General features: G+C 51.7%; 18 protein-coding genes and 1 pseudogene. 9 read left to right on the plus strand and 10 right to left on the minus strand.

Going from position 1 to position 16,711, the window contains the following annotated elements:
• Window positions 1-116 precede the first annotated feature (116 nt).
• The 6 genes and pseudogenes from H6G53_RS00685 to H6G53_RS00710 all read right to left on the minus strand — a co-directional run.
• Complete coding sequence (locus H6G53_RS00685; RefSeq protein WP_190530605.1) at window positions 117-812, minus strand: Uma2 family endonuclease; 696 nt, start codon at window positions 810-812, stop codon at window positions 117-119.
• Between the two features lie 59 nt (window positions 813-871).
• Window positions 872-1,210 carry a XisI protein gene (locus H6G53_RS00690; protein ID WP_190530606.1) on the minus strand — a complete coding sequence of 113 codons (339 nt, stop codon included), beginning with the start codon at window positions 1,208-1,210 and terminating at the stop codon, window positions 872-874.
• Window positions 1,195-1,614 (minus strand): element excision factor XisH family protein, encoded by a 420-nt coding sequence (locus H6G53_RS00695; protein WP_190530607.1) that lies wholly within the window; start codon window positions 1,612-1,614, stop codon window positions 1,195-1,197. Before H6G53_RS00695 ends, H6G53_RS00690 begins: the two co-directional genes overlap by 16 nt.
• 198 nt (window positions 1,615-1,812) lie before the next feature.
• Entirely contained in the window at window positions 1,813-2,208 is a 396-nt protein-coding gene (locus tag H6G53_RS00700) for a HEPN domain-containing protein (protein WP_190530608.1), read from the minus strand.
• A complete protein-coding gene (locus H6G53_RS00705; RefSeq protein ID WP_199309075.1) occupies window positions 2,201-2,611 on the minus strand; it encodes a nucleotidyltransferase domain-containing protein in 411 nt (136 codons plus the stop codon). Before H6G53_RS00705 ends, H6G53_RS00700 begins: the two co-directional genes overlap by 8 nt.
• A 9-nt stretch (window positions 2,612-2,620) precedes the next feature.
• Window positions 2,621-2,863, minus strand: a pseudogene (locus tag H6G53_RS00710) (nucleotidyltransferase family protein); the annotation flags it as partial.
• 136 nt (window positions 2,864-2,999) lie between these two features.
• Here H6G53_RS00710 and H6G53_RS00715 point away from each other — a divergent pair.
• Window positions 3,000-4,187, plus strand: coding sequence for an HNH endonuclease (locus H6G53_RS00715; RefSeq protein ID WP_190530610.1), 1,188 nt, complete (start codon window positions 3,000-3,002; stop codon window positions 4,185-4,187).
• A gap of 4 nt (window positions 4,188-4,191) precedes the next feature.
• Window positions 4,192-5,397 carry a DNA cytosine methyltransferase gene (locus H6G53_RS00720; protein ID WP_190530611.1) on the plus strand — a complete coding sequence of 402 codons (1,206 nt, stop codon included), beginning with the start codon at window positions 4,192-4,194 and terminating at the stop codon, window positions 5,395-5,397.
• A gap of 134 nt (window positions 5,398-5,531) precedes the next feature.
• Here H6G53_RS00720 and pruA read toward each other — a convergent pair whose 3' ends face one another.
• Window positions 5,532-8,540, minus strand: coding sequence for an L-glutamate gamma-semialdehyde dehydrogenase (gene pruA, locus H6G53_RS00725; protein ID WP_190530612.1), 3,009 nt, complete (start codon window positions 8,538-8,540; stop codon window positions 5,532-5,534).
• Between the two features lie 20 nt (window positions 8,541-8,560).
• Between pruA and H6G53_RS00730 the strand changes: the two genes are divergently transcribed.
• The 3 genes from H6G53_RS00730 to H6G53_RS00740 all read left to right on the plus strand — a co-directional run bounded on the left by H6G53_RS00730 (window position 8,561) and on the right by H6G53_RS00740 (window position 9,523).
• Entirely contained in the window at window positions 8,561-8,896 is a 336-nt protein-coding gene (locus H6G53_RS00730) for a DUF4160 domain-containing protein (RefSeq protein ID WP_347343100.1), read from the plus strand.
• Window positions 8,859-9,179 (plus strand): DUF2442 domain-containing protein, encoded by a 321-nt coding sequence (locus H6G53_RS00735; RefSeq protein ID WP_190530613.1) that lies wholly within the window; start codon window positions 8,859-8,861, stop codon window positions 9,177-9,179. Before H6G53_RS00730 ends, H6G53_RS00735 begins: the two co-directional genes overlap by 38 nt.
• Window positions 9,180-9,259: 80 nt before the next feature.
• The gene (locus tag H6G53_RS00740) at window positions 9,260-9,523 is read left to right on the plus strand and encodes a hypothetical protein (protein ID WP_190530614.1); all 264 of its coding nucleotides are present in this window, start codon (window positions 9,260-9,262) and stop codon (window positions 9,521-9,523) included.
• Between the two features lie 68 nt (window positions 9,524-9,591).
• Here H6G53_RS00740 and H6G53_RS00745 read toward each other — a convergent pair whose 3' ends face one another.
• Entirely contained in the window at window positions 9,592-9,786 is a 195-nt protein-coding gene (locus H6G53_RS00745; protein WP_190530615.1) for a hypothetical protein, read from the minus strand.
• Between the two features lie 441 nt (window positions 9,787-10,227).
• On the opposite strand from H6G53_RS00745, the gene H6G53_RS00750 reads away from it, so the two are divergent.
• A complete protein-coding gene (locus H6G53_RS00750; protein WP_099531947.1) occupies window positions 10,228-10,662 on the plus strand; it encodes a thioesterase family protein in 435 nt (144 codons plus the stop codon).
• 66 nt (window positions 10,663-10,728) lie between these two features.
• On the opposite strand, the gene H6G53_RS00755 is transcribed toward H6G53_RS00750, so the two are convergent.
• Entirely contained in the window at window positions 10,729-11,493 is a 765-nt protein-coding gene (locus H6G53_RS00755) for an ABC transporter ATP-binding protein (RefSeq protein WP_099531948.1), read from the minus strand.
• Between the two features lie 156 nt (window positions 11,494-11,649).
• Between H6G53_RS00755 and H6G53_RS00760 the strand changes: the two genes are divergently transcribed.
• The 3 genes from H6G53_RS00760 (at window position 11,650) to H6G53_RS00770 (ending at window position 14,172) form a co-directional block, all read left to right on the plus strand.
• The gene (locus tag H6G53_RS00760; RefSeq protein ID WP_190530616.1) at window positions 11,650-12,141 is read left to right on the plus strand and encodes a hypothetical protein; all 492 of its coding nucleotides are present in this window, start codon (window positions 11,650-11,652) and stop codon (window positions 12,139-12,141) included.
• Window positions 12,142-12,475: 334 nt separating this feature from the next.
• On the plus strand, window positions 12,476-13,096 hold the full coding sequence (locus H6G53_RS00765) for an aminodeoxychorismate/anthranilate synthase component II (RefSeq protein WP_190355058.1): 621 nt from the start codon (window positions 12,476-12,478) through the stop codon (window positions 13,094-13,096).
• 308 nt (window positions 13,097-13,404) lie between these two features.
• Window positions 13,405-14,172, plus strand: coding sequence for an MBL fold metallo-hydrolase (locus H6G53_RS00770; RefSeq protein ID WP_370567728.1), 768 nt, complete (start codon window positions 13,405-13,407; stop codon window positions 14,170-14,172).
• Window positions 14,173-14,404: 232 nt separating this feature from the next.
• Here H6G53_RS00770 and H6G53_RS00775 read toward each other — a convergent pair whose 3' ends face one another.
• Window positions 14,405-16,468, minus strand: coding sequence for an adenylate/guanylate cyclase domain-containing protein (locus H6G53_RS00775; RefSeq protein ID WP_190530617.1), 2,064 nt, complete (start codon window positions 16,466-16,468; stop codon window positions 14,405-14,407).
• Window positions 16,469-16,711 lie beyond the last annotated feature (243 nt).

A 16,711-nucleotide genomic window follows, 5' to 3' on the forward strand; every position in this document is an offset into this window, starting at 1 on the left:
TTGATATTTTGTTGGATATTTTGCAGGAGTGGATGGTGTTCCCAATCTAGCTGATGCTCTAGCCAGAAAATGGGGCAGATGACCAAGTAAGGAATCGATAACTTTGGCATTTTGACTCAAGATTTCTCCTGGAATTGATCGATTAGCCAGCGGGTGATTTGTCCGTCATCTTCGCGATCGAGCCGTTGCAGCGCTTCGGTGATGATCGACAATTCTAAACCGGGCAACACTTGGGAGACTTGAATTTCTCGGCTGCCCCGATCGGCGATCGCAAATCCAATGATCGATCGCGCTTCGACGTTCACCACCCAATATTCCGCCACGCCAAGCCGCTCATATAGCAGCCGTTTCATGCCCACATCATCGGCAAAACTGCTTGCGCCAACTTCCACCACGAGGGAGGGCGGATCAAAGCGATCGAGGTCGATCGGTACGTTGCCAGTTGGTAGGTCTTTAAGGTCGCGATCGATATAAAACGCTAGGTGTGGTTGTGCTTGCTGTTGTTGACACCGTTGAATAATGGGATTCACGTAGTCCGCCAGCTTCATTGGTGCAAGGGCTGCGTACAAGCCGACCAGGCTGGCAACCATGGCATGGCTACGTGCTTGATCCGCACCCGATCGAGTGGGTTCCAGGCGCATCCAGCCGTTGTAGTAGTAGCCTCGCGAATTCTGACAATTATCGGGGTTGGTTTGTTGGGCGATCGCGATGAATTCTTCCCAGGTTCCGCGCTGCCAATAATCAAGAATGATGCTGGATGAGTGGTTGATCGATTCTAGCTGAATGGTTGATTGGGGCAGGGAGGCTGGCATGGTCAACGCTCCAGATTGGGTGTTTCGGACAGTGCTGAGTGATGGTTCCGACAAGCGGTTTAGGAAACAGCAAATTCAGTGATTTGACGGCGATCGCTGGGTTTAAATCCTAGAACAATGCGATTTTTGGGAATTCCTAAAGCGACTAGTTCATCGGCGATTCCTTCTTCTGTTCCATCCTGTTGAATCCAAAGCTTCTGATCAATGATGTCAATGTGTAGAAGCGTGCCATAGATGCGTCGTCCATTGTGCCAGCCAACTTCAACCAACAGATAATGGTGGTTCTGAGTATCGATGATTGTTTCTAGCTGAACATCATCACTGGTTCCTAAGAATTCAATGTAGCTATTGAAGAGTTTCTGAATGATTGATTGGTCGGTGTCTAAGTTGAAATCCATTGCTTAATAACCTCCTGGTTAGGGTCGAATGTCAGCAAGCGAATTAATTTATCTTCAAGCAGTATTTGGCCAGCTTCTTCTTCAAAAACAGTCTTGTAGACCGAATGGGTGACAGCTAAATAAAGGGTTCTTTCGGGAGCGTAGCGGAAGAGGAGTCGTTCATAAAGAATAAATTGACCGAGGGCATCTTCTAAATCTTTGATGTCGGAGGCGCGGGTGAAGCTTTTGATTTCAACGGCGATTTTTTCTGTGCCCCGATCGGCTGCAATTAAGCGCTCGGCACCGAGGTCAACGAAGAGGTTTTTGCGTGTTAATCGAATCCGAAAGGGATCATGGGTGATTGTCCAGCCTGCTTTGACTAGAGAATTTTTGACGCAATTATGGAAAATATCTTTGGCGGGCATGATCGATTTCTTGCTGTGCTGGCTGTAATCGTCATTTTTTCTGACGGCTAATCTACTTCGTATTTTAATCGGTGAGTTCCTGGGCGATCGGGGAGGTTGGCATCGTCACAGTCGCTGCGCCCCTACCTGAAAGATATTGTGCTACAGGAGGCGGTGCGTGTCTTCTAGAAGTTTTGTAGACTAAGTGCAAGACTCTTGTTACTTATCTGGATCGGGTTCAACCTGAAAATAATTGTTTGCTAAATCAATGAACTTTTGCGCACGCTCAATATGAATTTGTGCTTCTTCGATTTCAATTGAGCCACAAGCGCCATAATCTCCGATCGCCCGAGACTGAAATGCTTGCAATAAAAACTGATGAAATTCAACGGGTAATTCTTTGGGTTTAATGAACTCGCGCCCAAAGGCACTAATAGTCGCTGAGTGGCTAGAAAATCGGAAATTCCGAGAAATTAGAAAGGCTTCTGCAACGTAGAACATTGTGTAGTAGGCTCTTGACATTGCAAAATCTGGAAGACCTTCGCCTAGCAACAATTGGGCTGCGCGTAGGCTATCACAGGCTTTTTGAATTCGGTCAATAATCTCGCTAGACATTGATCAGTGAAATTCCGTCAGCTTTGATATTTTGTAGGAGTGGATGGTGTTCCCAATCTAGCTGATGCTCTAGCCAGAAAATGGGGCAGATGACCAATTCATAGTCTAGACAAAGATCAGTGATGAACTGGGTTCGTTCTTGTTCTTGGAGGCGATCGATTTTGGCGTTCTGGTCGCGCAGAACAATCAGCAAATCGAGATCGGAGTCTGGTTTGGCATCGCCTCGGGCTTGGGAACCAAAAAGAATGAGGTGGGCTAGGCGATCGCCGTAAATCTTGACCAGGGTGTCGCGCAGGGCGATCGCGATTTGAGCCAGGTGAGGATGGCGTGATTGCCCAGCCAGCGATCGCATCAGTACCGCGTCTTGATCGGTTGAGTTTTGGGCGATCGGGGAGGCTGTCATGGTCAACCCTCAAAATTGGGGTGAACGGTAAATCACTCGTGCTGTGTTGAGGATGTTTTGGCGGCGTAACCAGTTGTCGCTCCGCTCGATCGCGGCTTTTACCAACAAGTCAACGGGACGGCTGAATAGTGCTCCTAGTTCATCACGGATTTGCAGGGTTTCCGTGAGTCCCCGTTGAGCGGTGGGGGCAAAGCTGACTAAAACATCGATGTCGCTGTCGGGGCGAAAGTCGTCGCGCAAGACTGAGCCAAAGCAATCGTTTCATCTATAATTCAGACGATCTGTCTGTTAGCTCACCTGATTAACTTAGCATGGTAACTTGACTTTTTTGATAAATTTTAGTATGGTTTAGTGGTTTTTTGTTTTTAATTTTCGGAGATAAGATTGAATGTGGCACTGGGATCAGGGACGTTTGAATTACTTTCAATTTGACGCTCTTCGGCAGATAGCAGGCTTCGTTCAAAACAATAACTTCAAAACGGTAAGTCGTGATCAGCTTCATAATGTAACGGGACTCGCTTTTCGAGCACCAGAAACGCATAGTCCATGGCGCAACTATGCCCGTACTCTAAAGCTCTGTCTTCTTGTTAGTGAAATTGATGGAATCGCTCAACCTACACCTGTAGCCAGGATTCTATCTAGAGACGGATTGGTTACCTGCGACGAATACTTTCATTTCCTAATCAGTGCATTCACTGAACCTTCTCCTGCATCAAAAAAATGGTCTCCTGATGAAAATTTTCGCTATCCGTTACTATTCTCTCTCAAATATCTCCTGGCTAAAGTTGCCATTGGAAAAGAATCAATAACTAGCTTGGATGAAATCATTGGTGCTTACAGAGAAAGCAATTTCGATGGCACAGAAAGTGATGAGCAGTTTATTGCAATCATGGGAGCTGATTCCTTGTATGAAGGCTATGGCAAATCTGTGCCTAGTGAAATAAAACGACAAGCAAAGGAAAGCCTTAAGGTTATCTCACAAATTTCATATCTATACATAAAAGATAACGAAATAATCGTGACTCTCAACCAAGAAGATGCAATTAATATTTTCCAAGATTTATTTGCAATTCCAGGCCCTCGCGCGAATAACAAAGAGGCAGAAATACAACGATTGGCTAGCTTTTTTAAAGATGGCAGCACAAATATTGTTTTTGATTACCCAAGTACAACTATTGAAGAAATTGTGGAAAGTGGTTTTATAGAAGGCAGTAAAGTCAAGAAAACGCATGTTATAATTGAGCGGAACAAGCGACTTCGGAAAGAATTTTTTTCGATATATCCTTCCCCGATTTGTGATGTCTGTCGTCTAGATACCACAAAAACATATCCTTGGACAACACGGATCTTAGACCTCCACCATCTCTTACCCCTCTCTTCAGGAACGCGAGTTGAGAATCACGGAACAACCTTTGAGGACGTTGTCCCAGTTTGTCCAAACTGTCATCGTGCAATTCATAGGTTTTACGATACTTGGCTTGACGAAAATGAAAAAATAGATTTCAAAGACACCAAGGAAGCCCGTGATGTTTATCAAAGAATGAAAAATCGCTTTACTGGTTGGATAGCTGGATAGTGTCATGAATCAAATACTTCTTAGTCCAACTAACTCTCTAGTTTTTCAAAAACAGCTTAAGCTGCTCGAAAAATCTGTTGACACCAAAATTCCCCTTGCTGATGTTTTGAAGGATGTAGGGTGGACGTATGAAGATCTAATCTATGAAACATCGAAAGCTAAAACTTGGACAGGATGTCATCCGCTGGACTTACAAGAAGTGCGCCCTCTAGCTCAAGGTGTTCCAGTAGTAAGTTTTTTTACCGGTTGTGGTGGGATGGACTTGGGGTTAGAAGCTTCTGGATATAGTCATCTAGCTGCATTTGAGTTGAATGAAATCTTTTGTAAAACACTCCGTCGTAACCGTCCACAATGGAATATATTTGGTCCCCCAACGCACTCTGGTGATGTTTCTAACTTTGAAGAAATTACTGAGACACTTGGGCAAATAATATCTACACCATTTGAGGGGCTATTTGTTGGCGGGCCTCCATGTCAACCATTTTCCATTGCAGCGAATCAACGGTTCTCGAGATCCGATGAAAACTTCAAAAGAATAGGATTTTTAAATGAAACGAATGGAAATCTACTTTTTGACTTTTTGCAACTCATTATAGCATTTCGCCCAAGATCTTTTGTGATTGAAAATGTGACAGGACTAAGAGACATTGATGGTGGAACTCAACTCAAGACGATGATTGAAGAATTGAGCCAGAACGGTTACCGTGTGGAAGAACCATTTGTTCTCAATGCGGCTAACTATGGTGTTCCGCAGTATAGATCTCGCCTGTTTATTGTTGGTTCCCGATCCAGTGGTGTATTGAGACATCCTGCTCCTTTTGAAGAAATAGTTGGCGCAGGAAGTGTTTTGGGTGATTCCCTCAGTCAGCTTGCAAATAGCGAAACAAGAGAGCACAAAGCTGAATCGATTCTTCGATATATGCGATTAGGTTATGGACAGAGAGATCAACTAGGGCGAGTGGATAGACTTGATCCATCATTGCCGTCGAAAACGGTTATCGCAGGAGGTACACGGGGTGGTGGTCGATCACACTTGCACCCTGAAGTCCCGCGAACGTTGAGTGTTCGAGAATGCGCTCTTCTGCAAACATTCCCGAAAGACTATGTTTTTATGGGTACATCGGCACGTCAGTTTACCCAAGTTGGTAATGCTGTGCCACCAGTACTAGCGGCCCAAATAGGGAACAGCATTGCAGCAAGTTACTTCTAATCGAGCAGTTGACCTAATTCGGCAATGGGCTATGCATAATCTGAATGCCTATCCTCTCCGTATCTGAAATTGAGGAAGTGCGCGACTGATCGCACTGCGGCCGCGCACCCTCACTTGATTATGACCGATCGCCCCTATTCAAACCCCTCGACTGGCGCAAAGCCTTGGCGCTGGACGTTTTCCGTCACCACACGCGGCTCCAGGAATTGCAACAGATAGTCCGGGCCGCCCGCCTTGGAGCCAACCCCCGAGAGCTTGAACCCGCCGAACGGTTGCCGCGCCACGATCGCCCCCGTGATGTTCCGGTTGATATATAAGTTACCCACCTCGAACTCCCGGGCCGCCCGATCGATGTGTGACGGCGTGCGCGAATAGAGACCCCCCGTGAGCGCAAATTGCGTCCCGTTCGCGATCGCCAGGGCTTGCTCGAACGTCTCCGCCTTAATCACCGCCAACACCGGCCCAAAGATCTCCTCCTGAGCGATCGCCGCCGTCGGGGGCACATCGCGGAACACCGTCGGCCCCACAAAGTAGCCACCCTCGGGGGCCGGCAACTCGATCGCCAGGGTCGATTCCGCCTTGCCCTTGGCGATGTAGTCGCGGATGCGAGCTTGGGACGTGCCATCAATCACCGGCCCCACCTTGACGCTCGGATCATCCGCCGGGCCAATGTTTAGGGACTTGACCGCCTCCACCAGCCGCTCCACAAACGCCTCGTAAATCGGCGCAAGCACGATCGCCCGGGAGCAAGCCGAGCACTTTTGGCCGCTGTAGCCAAAGGCCGAATCCACCACGCCCTGCACCGCCTGATCCAGGTCGGCGCTCTCATCCACGACGATCGCATTTTTGCCGCCCATCTCCGCGATCACCCGCTTCAGGTGCTTCTGACCCGGTTGCAAAATCGCCGCGTTGGCGTAGATCCAGCAGCCCACTTCCTGGGAGCCGGTGAAGACGATCGTGTGCACATCCGGGTGCTTGACCATGTGCGCCCCCGCCGTCGAGCCACGCGCCGGGACGTATTGCAGCACGCCATCGGGAATGCCCGCTTCCACCAGAATTTCAATGAATTTGGCGGCGATTACCGAGGAGGTTTCGGCGGGTTTCAGGATTGTGCAATTGCCGGTCACCAGCGAAGCCACGGTCATGCCCACCGGGATCGCCAGGGGGAAATTCCAAGGCGAAATCACCAACGTGATCCCCTTCGGTTGGTAGTGGTAGCGGTTGGTTTCGCCGGGATAGTCGTAGGCCACGCCCGCCTCCAGCCGCTCCATTTCGTCGGCGTAGTAGCGGCAAAAGTCGATCGCCTCGGACACTTCGGGATCCGCTTGGCGCAAGGCTTTGCCCACTTCCAAGCACACCCAAGCCGACAACTCCGCCCGCCGCACTTCCATCAGGTCAGCCGCCTTGCGCAGGATCGCCGCCCGTTCCTTAGCCGGTGTGGCTTTCCAGGCCGGGAAGGCCGCCTTGGCCGCCGCGATCGCCTCGTCGGCCTGCTCAATGCTGGCCAGCCCCACCTTGCCGATGAGTTCCTGGGGCTTCGAGGGATTTTCCGAATTGACGGTGGCCGCCGTTTCCACCCGCCGACCGGCAATCAGCGGCCGGTAAAGCTGGCCCAACTGCGATCGCACCTGGGCGATCGCCGCCAGGGCCGGATCGCGCAACTGGGGCCGCGAATAGTCCGTATCCGGCGCATTCGCAAAGGGAACCGCCGTTTCATAGGCCGCATCATTCGGCTGCGGTGCGGCGGCCAGCTCGTTTAGTTCCCGCTCCCCGAGGCTGCTTTGGCGCAAAAACGACGAATTGGCCGTGTTCTCCAGCAGCCGCCGAATCAAGTACGCCATGCCGGGGATCAAGTCGCCGTAGGGGCAATAGACCCGCACCCGATAGCCCTTGTCCGCCAGGGTTTTGCCCAATTTGTCCGCCATGCCGTAGAGCACTTGCAGCTCAAAATTCCGCCGGGGCGCGCCGACCTTTTCCGCCACCGCGATCGCCTTCGCCGCCGATCGGGCGTTGTGGGTTCCCAGCGCCGCATACAAGTGAGCATGATTTTCCAGCAGCAACTGGGTCATCGCTTCGTAGTTGGCATCGGTGGCCGCCTTGTCGTTAAACACCGGCTGGGGCCAATCCTTTTGCACCGATTGGATCGTTTCCTGATCCCAATAGGCTCCCTTCACCAGCCGCACGGTCACGGGCGTGCCGCGCTCCTTTGCCCAGGCCACCACGCCCTGCAAATCGGCGTAGGAATCGCGCAAATAGGCTTGCAACGTCAGGCCAATATCGGTGCGATCGCGAAACTCCGGCTCCATCAACACCGCTTTCAACGCCGCCAGCGTCGCATCCTTATATTTGTATTGCTCCATGTCGAAGTGAACCGCCGCGCCCAATTCCTTGGCCCGCCGCAGCAACACCCGCGCCCGATCGGCCGTTTTCGCCTGCGATCCCGCCACGTCCAACGGGTCGAACTGGGAATAGAACGCCGTCAGCTTCACGGACACCTGCACCTTGGGCAGGGGCTGACCGTCCGCCTCGTCGATTTGGGCGATCGTCGGCCAGCGCTGGGCCGCCGTCGCCAACTGTTCCATCAAATCCAGATAGCGATCGAGGTATTGCTGGGCCTCCACTTCCGTGATCACCGCCTCGCCAAGCAGATCGACGGTGAAGGCCATTTTGTCCTTCCGCAACCGCTCGATCGTCCGAATCGCCTGCTCGATCGTCTCCCCAGAAATGTACTTTTGCGCCAAGGTCTTCACGGCCGTGCTCACCGTCGTCGCCGCCACCTGACCAGGCATCGAACCGGGATCGGAAAAATTCAGCAACCCCTTCAGCAAGTCGGGCAGCTCCACCTCTTCCGTGGTCAGATATTCCCGCAGGTGAGCCGCAATTTCGGGGTTCGATTGCAGCGCGGGCAGGCAGTCGATGAACCGAAACAATTGGACTTTCAAGCCAGGATTGCTCATGGTCCAATCCATCAGCTTGTCGTCGAGCTTCATCTGGTCGCGCATTTGGGCCAGGAAGCCTTTTTTCGTTTGGGTGGCTTGAATTAATTCACGGGCGATCGATTGGGTGCGGTCTTCGTAAGGATTGGGGACAGTTGCAACCACGGTGTGCGAGCCTCTCAAAGCGTTCCGGTGCTTATCTTCCATTCTAGGAAGTCCGGTGCACGGTGCTTAAAGCGACAGCAATGGTCTACGGGGCGATCGGGTTGCAACCTTCGCTAGGATTTGAATTGGACTTCGCTAAGATCGATGCAATGCCAACATCCCTAAGAGTCGGCCCCTATCGTTTTTACTTTTATGCTTACGATTGCCATGAGCCAAGACATACCCATGTCGATCAAGACAATAAAATGGCAAAGTTCTGGCTTGATCCAGAGGTTTACCTGGCAGAGAGCTATGGCTATAGTGCCCGAGAACTGAGGGAGATTGAGCGTTTAATTCACGATAATTTGGAGACTTTAAAAAATGAGTGGGACAATTTCTGCGGAAATCGCAACTCCTAGAATTTTGAATATTAGTTTGGATGAAGACTACCTCATTCTAGAGTTAGAGGATGGGCGAGTTCTATCAGTTCCGATCGCCTGGTATCCTCGATTGGTTCACGGCACAGAAGCAGAGCGCCAAAATTTTCAAATCAGCGGTGCAGGTTTTGGCATTCACTGGCCAGAACTCGATGAAGATATTGGCATTGCGGGTCTATTGCTGGGCAAAAAATCTTCTGAAAGTCCAGAATCATTTCAGCGATGGCTGGCAAAGCGATCGGCGAGGGCTCGTTCTTCAACGTAAACCGTTGGGAGTAATGGCGACCATTACGGTCTTGACTGGCTATCCTGAAGTCAGTACTTCATAGCAAATCGCCCAATACTATGCCCAAACTGCCAATTATTCAGCCCGATCGCGCCTACAGCTTTGCGGATTATTTCAAGCTCAACTTTGCGCCCCAAGATATCTTGAGCTATTTCAATGTTGCGCTTGATCGACAACTGCTAACGCTTCCTAGCTATTCAGGAGAACTTGATCGCCTGAGAGATTTAAAGTCACGCATCCTAGAAAGCCTGCCACGCATCAGCTTGAATGCAATAATCACCCGTTCCCGAAACATGATCAAACTGCTTCAGTATGGACTGTAGGTGTACATTGCCCACCCTACTAGTTAGGCAATACTTGTCCCGCAAAATCATGAATTGCTTCACAAGAACTATTTCAACTTGCCAGCAATCTTCCTGACTATATTTTCTAGTTTTTCAAATTGATTTTCCAATTTATCCAATCGCTCTTCTATTTCAAGAAGGTATTCTTTTAGATCATCTCCTTCCTGTTGCGTTTCTACCGGCTGTTGCTGTAGATATTGAGAATATAGATCTTCAGCGTCTTGCTCTGGCAGTTCATTCATGCTTACTTACCTGCATTTTTACACACACTTTTGAAGTGCTAACTCTGAATACCGTATCATGCAGTTTCAAGCAATGATAGATATCTTATGCTTTCTTCAAAATCTGATTTTCGATAGTTTGTAGCAGTCTGTGAGTTGAGCAATACTAAACCCACGGAATGTCAACCCCTAAAGCCACTAAAGTGCCGATACGATGAGGGACAAGGGCGTGATCGCACCGAAGTTGTTGTTCCCCAGCGGCTATTCCCTTGGCTCAACCAATTTCCTCGCCAGTTAAAGCCGGAGTGAATTCCATGACCGCCAACCGCCACATTGATCGAGCCATCTGAGTCTCCCAGCGATCGCACCCTTAAATATTAGCCATCCCGCAGCCACTCAGACTGACGTTTAATTTAATCAATTCAATTTATTATTCATGTTAATCAATTCAAATTATCATTCATGGCTTTTACCTACCATCGTACCGTTCGCTTTGGCGAAACCGATGCCGCAGGGGTAATGTATTTTTCGCGGCTATTGGAATGGGCCCACGAAGTCTATGAAACCTCGCTGATGGCTTCAGGGGTTAATGCCAAACATTTTTTCAGTCGATCGCAGCCTTGGGTAATGCCAATTGTGGAAACAGGAGCGAAATTTTTTCAGCCCATGTCCTGTGGCGATCGCCTGGAAATTGTGATGCGGGTTTATGCCATCCAAGAAAGCGAATTTCGATGTGAATATGAATTCTTTTTTGAAGGATCGCAGCGGGATTTCCACACGGCGCAGGCATTCACGCGCCATGTTTGCATTGACCAAGAAACTCGCAAACGACGCGAAATTCCTCCAGAACTGGCAGTTTGGCTAAAGCTTTTTGAGGAACCTCAGCCCCAGATTTAGGGAAGGTCGATTTCTTTGGCTTTCTTGATAGAATGAATCGTCACGATCGCCGATGGATCCAGCCCTTTAAGCAACGGCGGTCACTTGTCCTAAATCTTCGGGATGGAGGCGATCGTGCAAAACCTGCCCATCCCGAAACCAAACCACACGATGAGTCCGACGGGCCACCTCCGGTTCGTGGGTCACCATCACCACAGTCATGCCGCTCTGGTTTAATTCTTCAAAAATATCCAGCACTTCTTGGGTGGTTTTGGTGTCCAATGCGCCGGTTGGTTCGTCGGCCAACAGCACGATCGGGCGATTCACAATCGCGCGTGCAATGGCCACCCGCTGTTGCTGCCCCCCAGACAGTTGGTTGGGTCGATTATTCACCCGATTCCCCAAACCCACGCGGCCCAAAGCGTCCAGGGCCCGCTGTCGTCGCTCCCCGCTGGGCACACCCGCATAGACCATCGGCAACATGACATTTTCCAGGGCGCTCAGTTGGGGCAGCAGGTGAAATTGCTGAAACACAAACCCCAGCTTGCGATTGCGCACCGTGGCTAGGTCTTTTTCGTTCAATTCGGCCACGTCAATGCCATCGAGCTGATAGCGCCCAGAACTGGGGCGATCGAGGCAACCAATCACGTTCATCATGGTGGATTTGCCGGAACCCGATGCGCCCATAATCGAGCAATATTCACCACTTTCCACCACCAAGTTGACCCCATTCAAGGCGCGCACCTCGGTGTTGTCGCTGCCATAGATTTTGTAAATCTCGGAGAGTTGAATAACTGGCGGGCGATCGGGAATGGGCGATCGGGGCTGAGGATTAGGCAGGGCAAGGGTCATAGCACTGTTTCAGGGAGACAAGGATGAGCGGGAACCATCTCCCATTCTAAAAAGCTTGGCCAATTTTGTGCGGCCAGGGGATAACCGTAGAGGATGACTCGAGATGACAACTCAGCCGCTCACCGCTCAGTTGAATCAAGATGGGGGGATCGATCGATGACAAATGACCGTTCCAACGCAGATACTCAGCCCGAAAATACTCCCGGAAACATTTCCAAAAACACTTCCGCAAACATTCCTGAAAATCCTACAAATCATCCAGGAAATCATCCATCAGGCAATTCAACTAATTATCCAGTTACGGTTGCAGCCGCCAACACCATTACTTTTCAAACATCGACTAGAAATCGGCTCTTGGCCAAGCTGATTGTGTTGTTGCTCGTGACAGGAGGATTCAGCCAGTTATTTTTGAAGGTAAGCCAACAGGATTATCAAAAGGGTTTATCCCTTACCCCGGAGGCCTATTCACAATCCTATGAACGGTATCGCGCCCAACTTTTATCTAAAAAGATGACCGTTGATTATCCGGCTGTGGGTGTTTTTGCGGTTTTTCTGGTGTTGCTGGGCCTATTTGGTGGCTATGAATTGGCGGTGTTTGTGATTGGTTTGTTGATCGGGAAATTGTGGCCGTCAGGAGGTCATCGCTAACCTTGAAATGGTGGCGAGGAGAACCGCTGGGAAAGGAGTAGCCAAGGTTGTTGGGCAAGGCATTTAAAGCCTTAGGAGGGGCGCGAAATTGATGTCAATCATGGATGCCAATCATTGATGTCCATCTCGGATCGCCTGTGGGTCGCTGGCCGAAAACCAATTGCCTCAGGTGTTCGGGAGGGTTGGGCGCTGGAGGCGATGGGCCCTTGTGTCCGGAGCCGCTGGCCAAAGAGTCCGTGTCGATCGAAGCCGATGCCGGTATAGTTAAACCCTAGGTTCAGAATGGCGATCGCCCGATCGCTTCTGGCACTGCATCCCTTCCCGATCGCCCGCCATGACCGTCCTTGTCATCGACAACTACGACAGTTTCACTTACAACCTCGTTCAATACTTTGGCGAGTTGGGCCAAACCCACCCGATCGCTCGGGATATTCAGGTTTTTCGCAACGATAAGATCACCCTGGATCAAATTCGGGAACTGAAGCCCGATGGCATCACCATTTCGCCCGGCCCCGGCACACCGGACGAAGCGGGAATTTCCCTAGATATCATTCGGGAGTTGGGGCCAACTCTGCCGGTGTTTGGAGTTTGTTTGGGTCACCAAAGTATTGGCCAAGTATTTGGGGGCAAGGTGGTGCGTGCGCCGGAACTGATGCATGGCAAAACCTCCCCGATCGAGCATCGCAATGTGGGAGTCTTTCAGGGCATTGAATCTCCCATGACCGCGACTCGCTATCATAGTTTGGTCATTGAGCGAGAAAGCTGCCCGGAACAGTTAGAAATTACCGCTTGGGTGGCTGACGGAACCATTATGGGCGTGCGCCATCGGGACTATCCCCACATTGAAGGGGTTCAGTTTCATCCCGAAAGTATTCTGACTAATGCCGGTAAGCAACTGCTCTCGAATTGGCTGACGGCGGTGGCCCAGTTCCACCAATCCGCCGCTTTGGTCTGAGAATCCTGAGCATCCTGGCTCCTGGTTTCTGCGGTCGATCGGGTCGATCACGTCGATTCGATCGCTTTGATGAGTACGCAAAGCGTTCCCAAAAAGTTCACCCCAGAAGTTCACCCCAAAAATTTACCCAAAGAGTTCATCCAAAGAGTTCATCCAAAGAGTTTTCAGAGCGTTTCCCAAAGGGAGTTTTCAACACGATTTCCCAAAGCGTCCCTGAAGTTCCCATTCAAATTCAGATCAACTCAGTCTCTAATCAATTCAATCCCTAATCAATCTCAAACGGTGCGAGGAATTTTATGGATCGGTGGATCAATCGGCGGCAAATTCTGCGATATGGCCTGATGGGTGCAGGGGCCGCCCTGGCCAGTGCGATCGGGAGCCGTGCAACCTCAGCCCAAGCCGCCGATGGCTTAACGATTCAGTCCTTGGGCCACACTTGCTTTGCCTTCACCGGGGGTGGGCTGCGGGTTCTGAGTAATCCTTTCAACACCCTGGGTTGCACTGCTGGTTATCGATCGCCCAATTTCACCGCCGACCTCGTGACCATCAGCAGCCAACTGCTTGATGAGGGATTTGTCAGCAATCTGCCGGGCAATCCCAGTTTGCTGTTTGAGCCAGGAACGTTTGAGTTTCGCGGTAACCAATTCCAAGGCATTCGCACCGCCCACGATCGGTTTGGGGGGCGGCGATTTGGCGACAATGTGGTTTGGCGCTGGAAGCAGGGGGGCATCTCCATCCTGCACTTGGGCGGCATTGCGGCTCCTTTGGGAGTGGAAGAAAAAATTCTGATGGGGCGGCCCGATGTGGCCATTGTGCCGGTGGGCGGCGGGGCGAAGGCCTATAACGCTGAGGAAGCAAAACGGGCGATCGAGTCGTTGCAACCCAAGGTGGTGATCCCCAGCCAATACCGCACGGCGGCGGCCGATAGCCAATGTGATCTGGATGGGCTAGAGGCCTTCTTGAACTTGATGAGCGGCTACGACATCCAAACCTTGAACACGGAAACCATGACCCTGCGGCCGGAAAATCTGCCGCCCCAAGGCACGCTGATCCGCGTTTTGCGCCACCCGGTCTAGTAGCATGACAGGCTTAATACATTGGGTCAAAGTTGCGGAGCCAGTCGTGGTAACAAGGGGCTTAAGCCCCTTGCTGCTTAACGATCAGGTGACGGTAACAGCCATGTCATTTAACCCAGCGAATTAAGGCAGCCACCCGATCTAGGGGCGACTCTGGCAAGGGAAACGCTGACCGCTATTGGTCTAAATTGGTCTAAATCGTGTGGACGATCGCCTGGATGGTGCTCCTGGGTTAACTGGGGGCAGATTGGCGATGCTGTGGTCGATCGCTCGTCAGATCGCCCGCCAGATCGCTGGACAAATCGCCCGCCAAATCGATCGATCGCGCCGAGCCGCTGCTCACCACACTTGCGGCCCGCATCGGTGCATAGACCTCCACCGGCTCATGGCGACCTTTCAGGCGCTGTGGGCCGAGGGAATGGAGCACCACCTCTGGATAGTTACGCAGGGCTTTGGCGGTGGTTTCATTAATCAAAATGGGATAGTCCGGAAACTGTTTGGTCAGGGTTTCCAGGCGGGCAGCAATGTTCACCGCGTCCCCAATGACGGTGTAAATCAGGCGATCGAGCGAGCCAATTTGACCCGCCACCGCCTGACCGGTGCCAATGCCGATACCGCTTTGGATCGATACCTGGCCGCGGGCACGCCGATGTTCATTTAACTCCGCCAGGCGATCGCGCATGGCCAACGCTGCCGACACCGCACACCACTCCGCATCCGGCTGGGGCACGGGCGCGCCAAATACCACCACGATCGCATCGCCAATGAAGTTATTGATATAGCCGCCCCAAGGCGCAACGGCCTCCGTCATCGCCGTCATATATTCATTTAAAAATTCCACCACCCCCTGGGGATCCAACTGCTCGGAAAGGGTCGAAAATCCCCGAATATCAGAAAACAACACCGAAACCCAGCAAGTTTGCCCGCCTAGCTCCACCCCACCCCGTAATAGTTGTTCGCGCACCACAGGCGACACCATTCGCCCAAAAATATTCAGCTCCTGTTCCCGCTCCCGCAAACCGGAAACCATTTGGTTAAAGGTGGCCGCCAACAAACCCAGCTCATCAGTGCCCTGAATGTCCACATGGGCCCGGTCAAACTGTCCCATCCGCAATTCCTGAGCCGCACGGGTGAGCAAGTGCAAGGGCCGCACAATACTCCGGGCCAGGGCCAGGGCCAGCAGGGCCACCGCTCCCCCCACCAGGAACACACTGGCCGTGGTGCGATGGGCCAGTGCATTCAGCGGCGTGACAAAAACCGACTCTGGCTCCGTGATGGCCAAGCGCCAGGGCCGCATATCCAAAGCCGACATACCCACGATTTCCGTTTTGCCCGTGAAGGGCGATCGATAGGCAATGTTGCCGAAGGATGGCGGGCCCAGCTCCATCGTTGACTGGTTTGGGGTGGCGGTGGGCGTAATGGGGGGCAATGGAACCGCCGATGATGCAGCCGTGGGGGCAGAGGGCAATTGCAGCGATCGCGCCAACACCGGCAAATTCAAACTTTCAATTCGATCGAGGCCAAACTGGACTTTCGGGTCGATCGTGCGCAACTGCACGGGCGACAAAGGCAACAAGCTGCGATAGACCCAACGCCGATCCGTATGGGCAATCACAATTCCGTTTTGATCGACCAAGAAAGCAGAGCCGCCTTCCTTTTGGTTCAAGCTGGTGAGCAAGCGGCCCACCGCCTCCGATCGCAGCTTAATCACCACCACGCCCAGCAGATTGCGCGTGCCCTTGGCCACCACCGGCACCGAAAGGAAAATCCCCGGCTGACCCGTGGTGGATCCCACCGTCCATTCCGAAATGTAGAGTTTGCCTTGGCGCGCTTCTTGGAAGTAATTGCGAAAGGCGTAGGACTTGCCAATGTTGCTGGGATTCGTTGAAACCAAACAACGTCCCGTGCGATCGAGCAGAAACACTGAAAAATAATCAGGATTGGAATTGCGAACATTCGCGATCGCCTCAGCCGCCAAGATTCGCCAATAATTCTGTTTTTCCGGAGGCTCTTTCGCCGCCACCGACCCTGCAAATTGCACAATATCCCGCGCGCTGGCCATCTGAATCCCCACCCGTTGCGTGTCAATCAGCAACTGATCCAGTCGGGCCGCCACACTTTTTGCCAACAGTTCCAGATTTTTGTACTCCGCCATTTTGACCGTATACAGGCTTTGGCGAAGGTTATAAAACGCCGTCAGACTCATTGGCAGCAGCGACGCAGCCAACAAAGCCGCCGACAGCTTGGGCGCAATTTTCCAGCGAGCCGGATTCCAACTCCAACGCCAGCGGTTCACAAACAACCTCAGAGAGACACACTCAAAATGTAGGTTTAGCAGCGGCCACCATGACTTTGATTCGTCTTCAGCCATGAATCCGCAGCTAGCGAAATGCGATGCGAGTGTTTACCCCCACCTTCATCTTACCCAGCGTCCATTGCCCAGGAACAGAGTCAGGGGTGCTGGTCAATCGCTCCAAGCTGCGCCCAGCAAGACAGCAAAAGATCCTCAGTCTTCTATTCTCAAATTCGCGATCGCCTT

The sequence above is a fragment of the Limnothrix sp. FACHB-406 genome (assembly GCF_014698235.1).
GTDB lineage: Bacteria > Cyanobacteriota > Cyanobacteriia > CACIAM-69d > CACIAM-69d > CACIAM-69d.

Coding starts and splice junctions, on each gene's coding strand:
- H6G53_RS00700 (WP_190530608.1), bottom strand. CDS start 2,208: ATGTCTAGCGAGATTATTGACCGAATTCAAAAAGCCTGTGATAGCCTA.
- H6G53_RS00755 (WP_099531948.1), bottom strand. CDS start 11,493: ATGACCCTTGCCCTGCCTAATCCTCAGCCCCGATCGCCCATTCCCGAT.
- H6G53_RS00720 (WP_190530611.1), top strand. CDS start 4,192: ATGAATCAAATACTTCTTAGTCCAACTAACTCTCTAGTTTTTCAAAAA.
- pruA (WP_190530612.1), bottom strand. CDS start 8,540: ATGGAAGATAAGCACCGGAACGCTTTGAGAGGCTCGCACACCGTGGTT.
- H6G53_RS00685 (WP_190530605.1), bottom strand. CDS start 812: ATGCCAGCCTCCCTGCCCCAATCAACCATTCAGCTAGAATCGATCAAC.
- H6G53_RS00750 (WP_099531947.1), top strand. CDS start 10,228: ATGGCTTTTACCTACCATCGTACCGTTCGCTTTGGCGAAACCGATGCC.
- H6G53_RS00690 (WP_190530606.1), bottom strand. CDS start 1,210: ATGGATTTCAACTTAGACACCGACCAATCAATCATTCAGAAACTCTTC.
- H6G53_RS00765 (WP_190355058.1), top strand. CDS start 12,476: ATGACCGTCCTTGTCATCGACAACTACGACAGTTTCACTTACAACCTC.
- H6G53_RS00705 (WP_199309075.1), bottom strand. CDS start 2,611: ATGACAGCCTCCCCGATCGCCCAAAACTCAACCGATCAAGACGCGGTA.
- H6G53_RS00745 (WP_190530615.1), bottom strand. CDS start 9,786: ATGAATGAACTGCCAGAGCAAGACGCTGAAGATCTATATTCTCAATAT.
- H6G53_RS00715 (WP_190530610.1), top strand. CDS start 3,000: ATGTGGCACTGGGATCAGGGACGTTTGAATTACTTTCAATTTGACGCT.
- H6G53_RS00760 (WP_190530616.1), top strand. CDS start 11,650: ATGACAAATGACCGTTCCAACGCAGATACTCAGCCCGAAAATACTCCC.
- H6G53_RS00695 (WP_190530607.1), bottom strand. CDS start 1,614: ATGCCCGCCAAAGATATTTTCCATAATTGCGTCAAAAATTCTCTAGTC.
- H6G53_RS00740 (WP_190530614.1), top strand. CDS start 9,260: ATGCCCAAACTGCCAATTATTCAGCCCGATCGCGCCTACAGCTTTGCG.
- H6G53_RS00735 (WP_190530613.1), top strand. CDS start 8,859: ATGAGTGGGACAATTTCTGCGGAAATCGCAACTCCTAGAATTTTGAAT.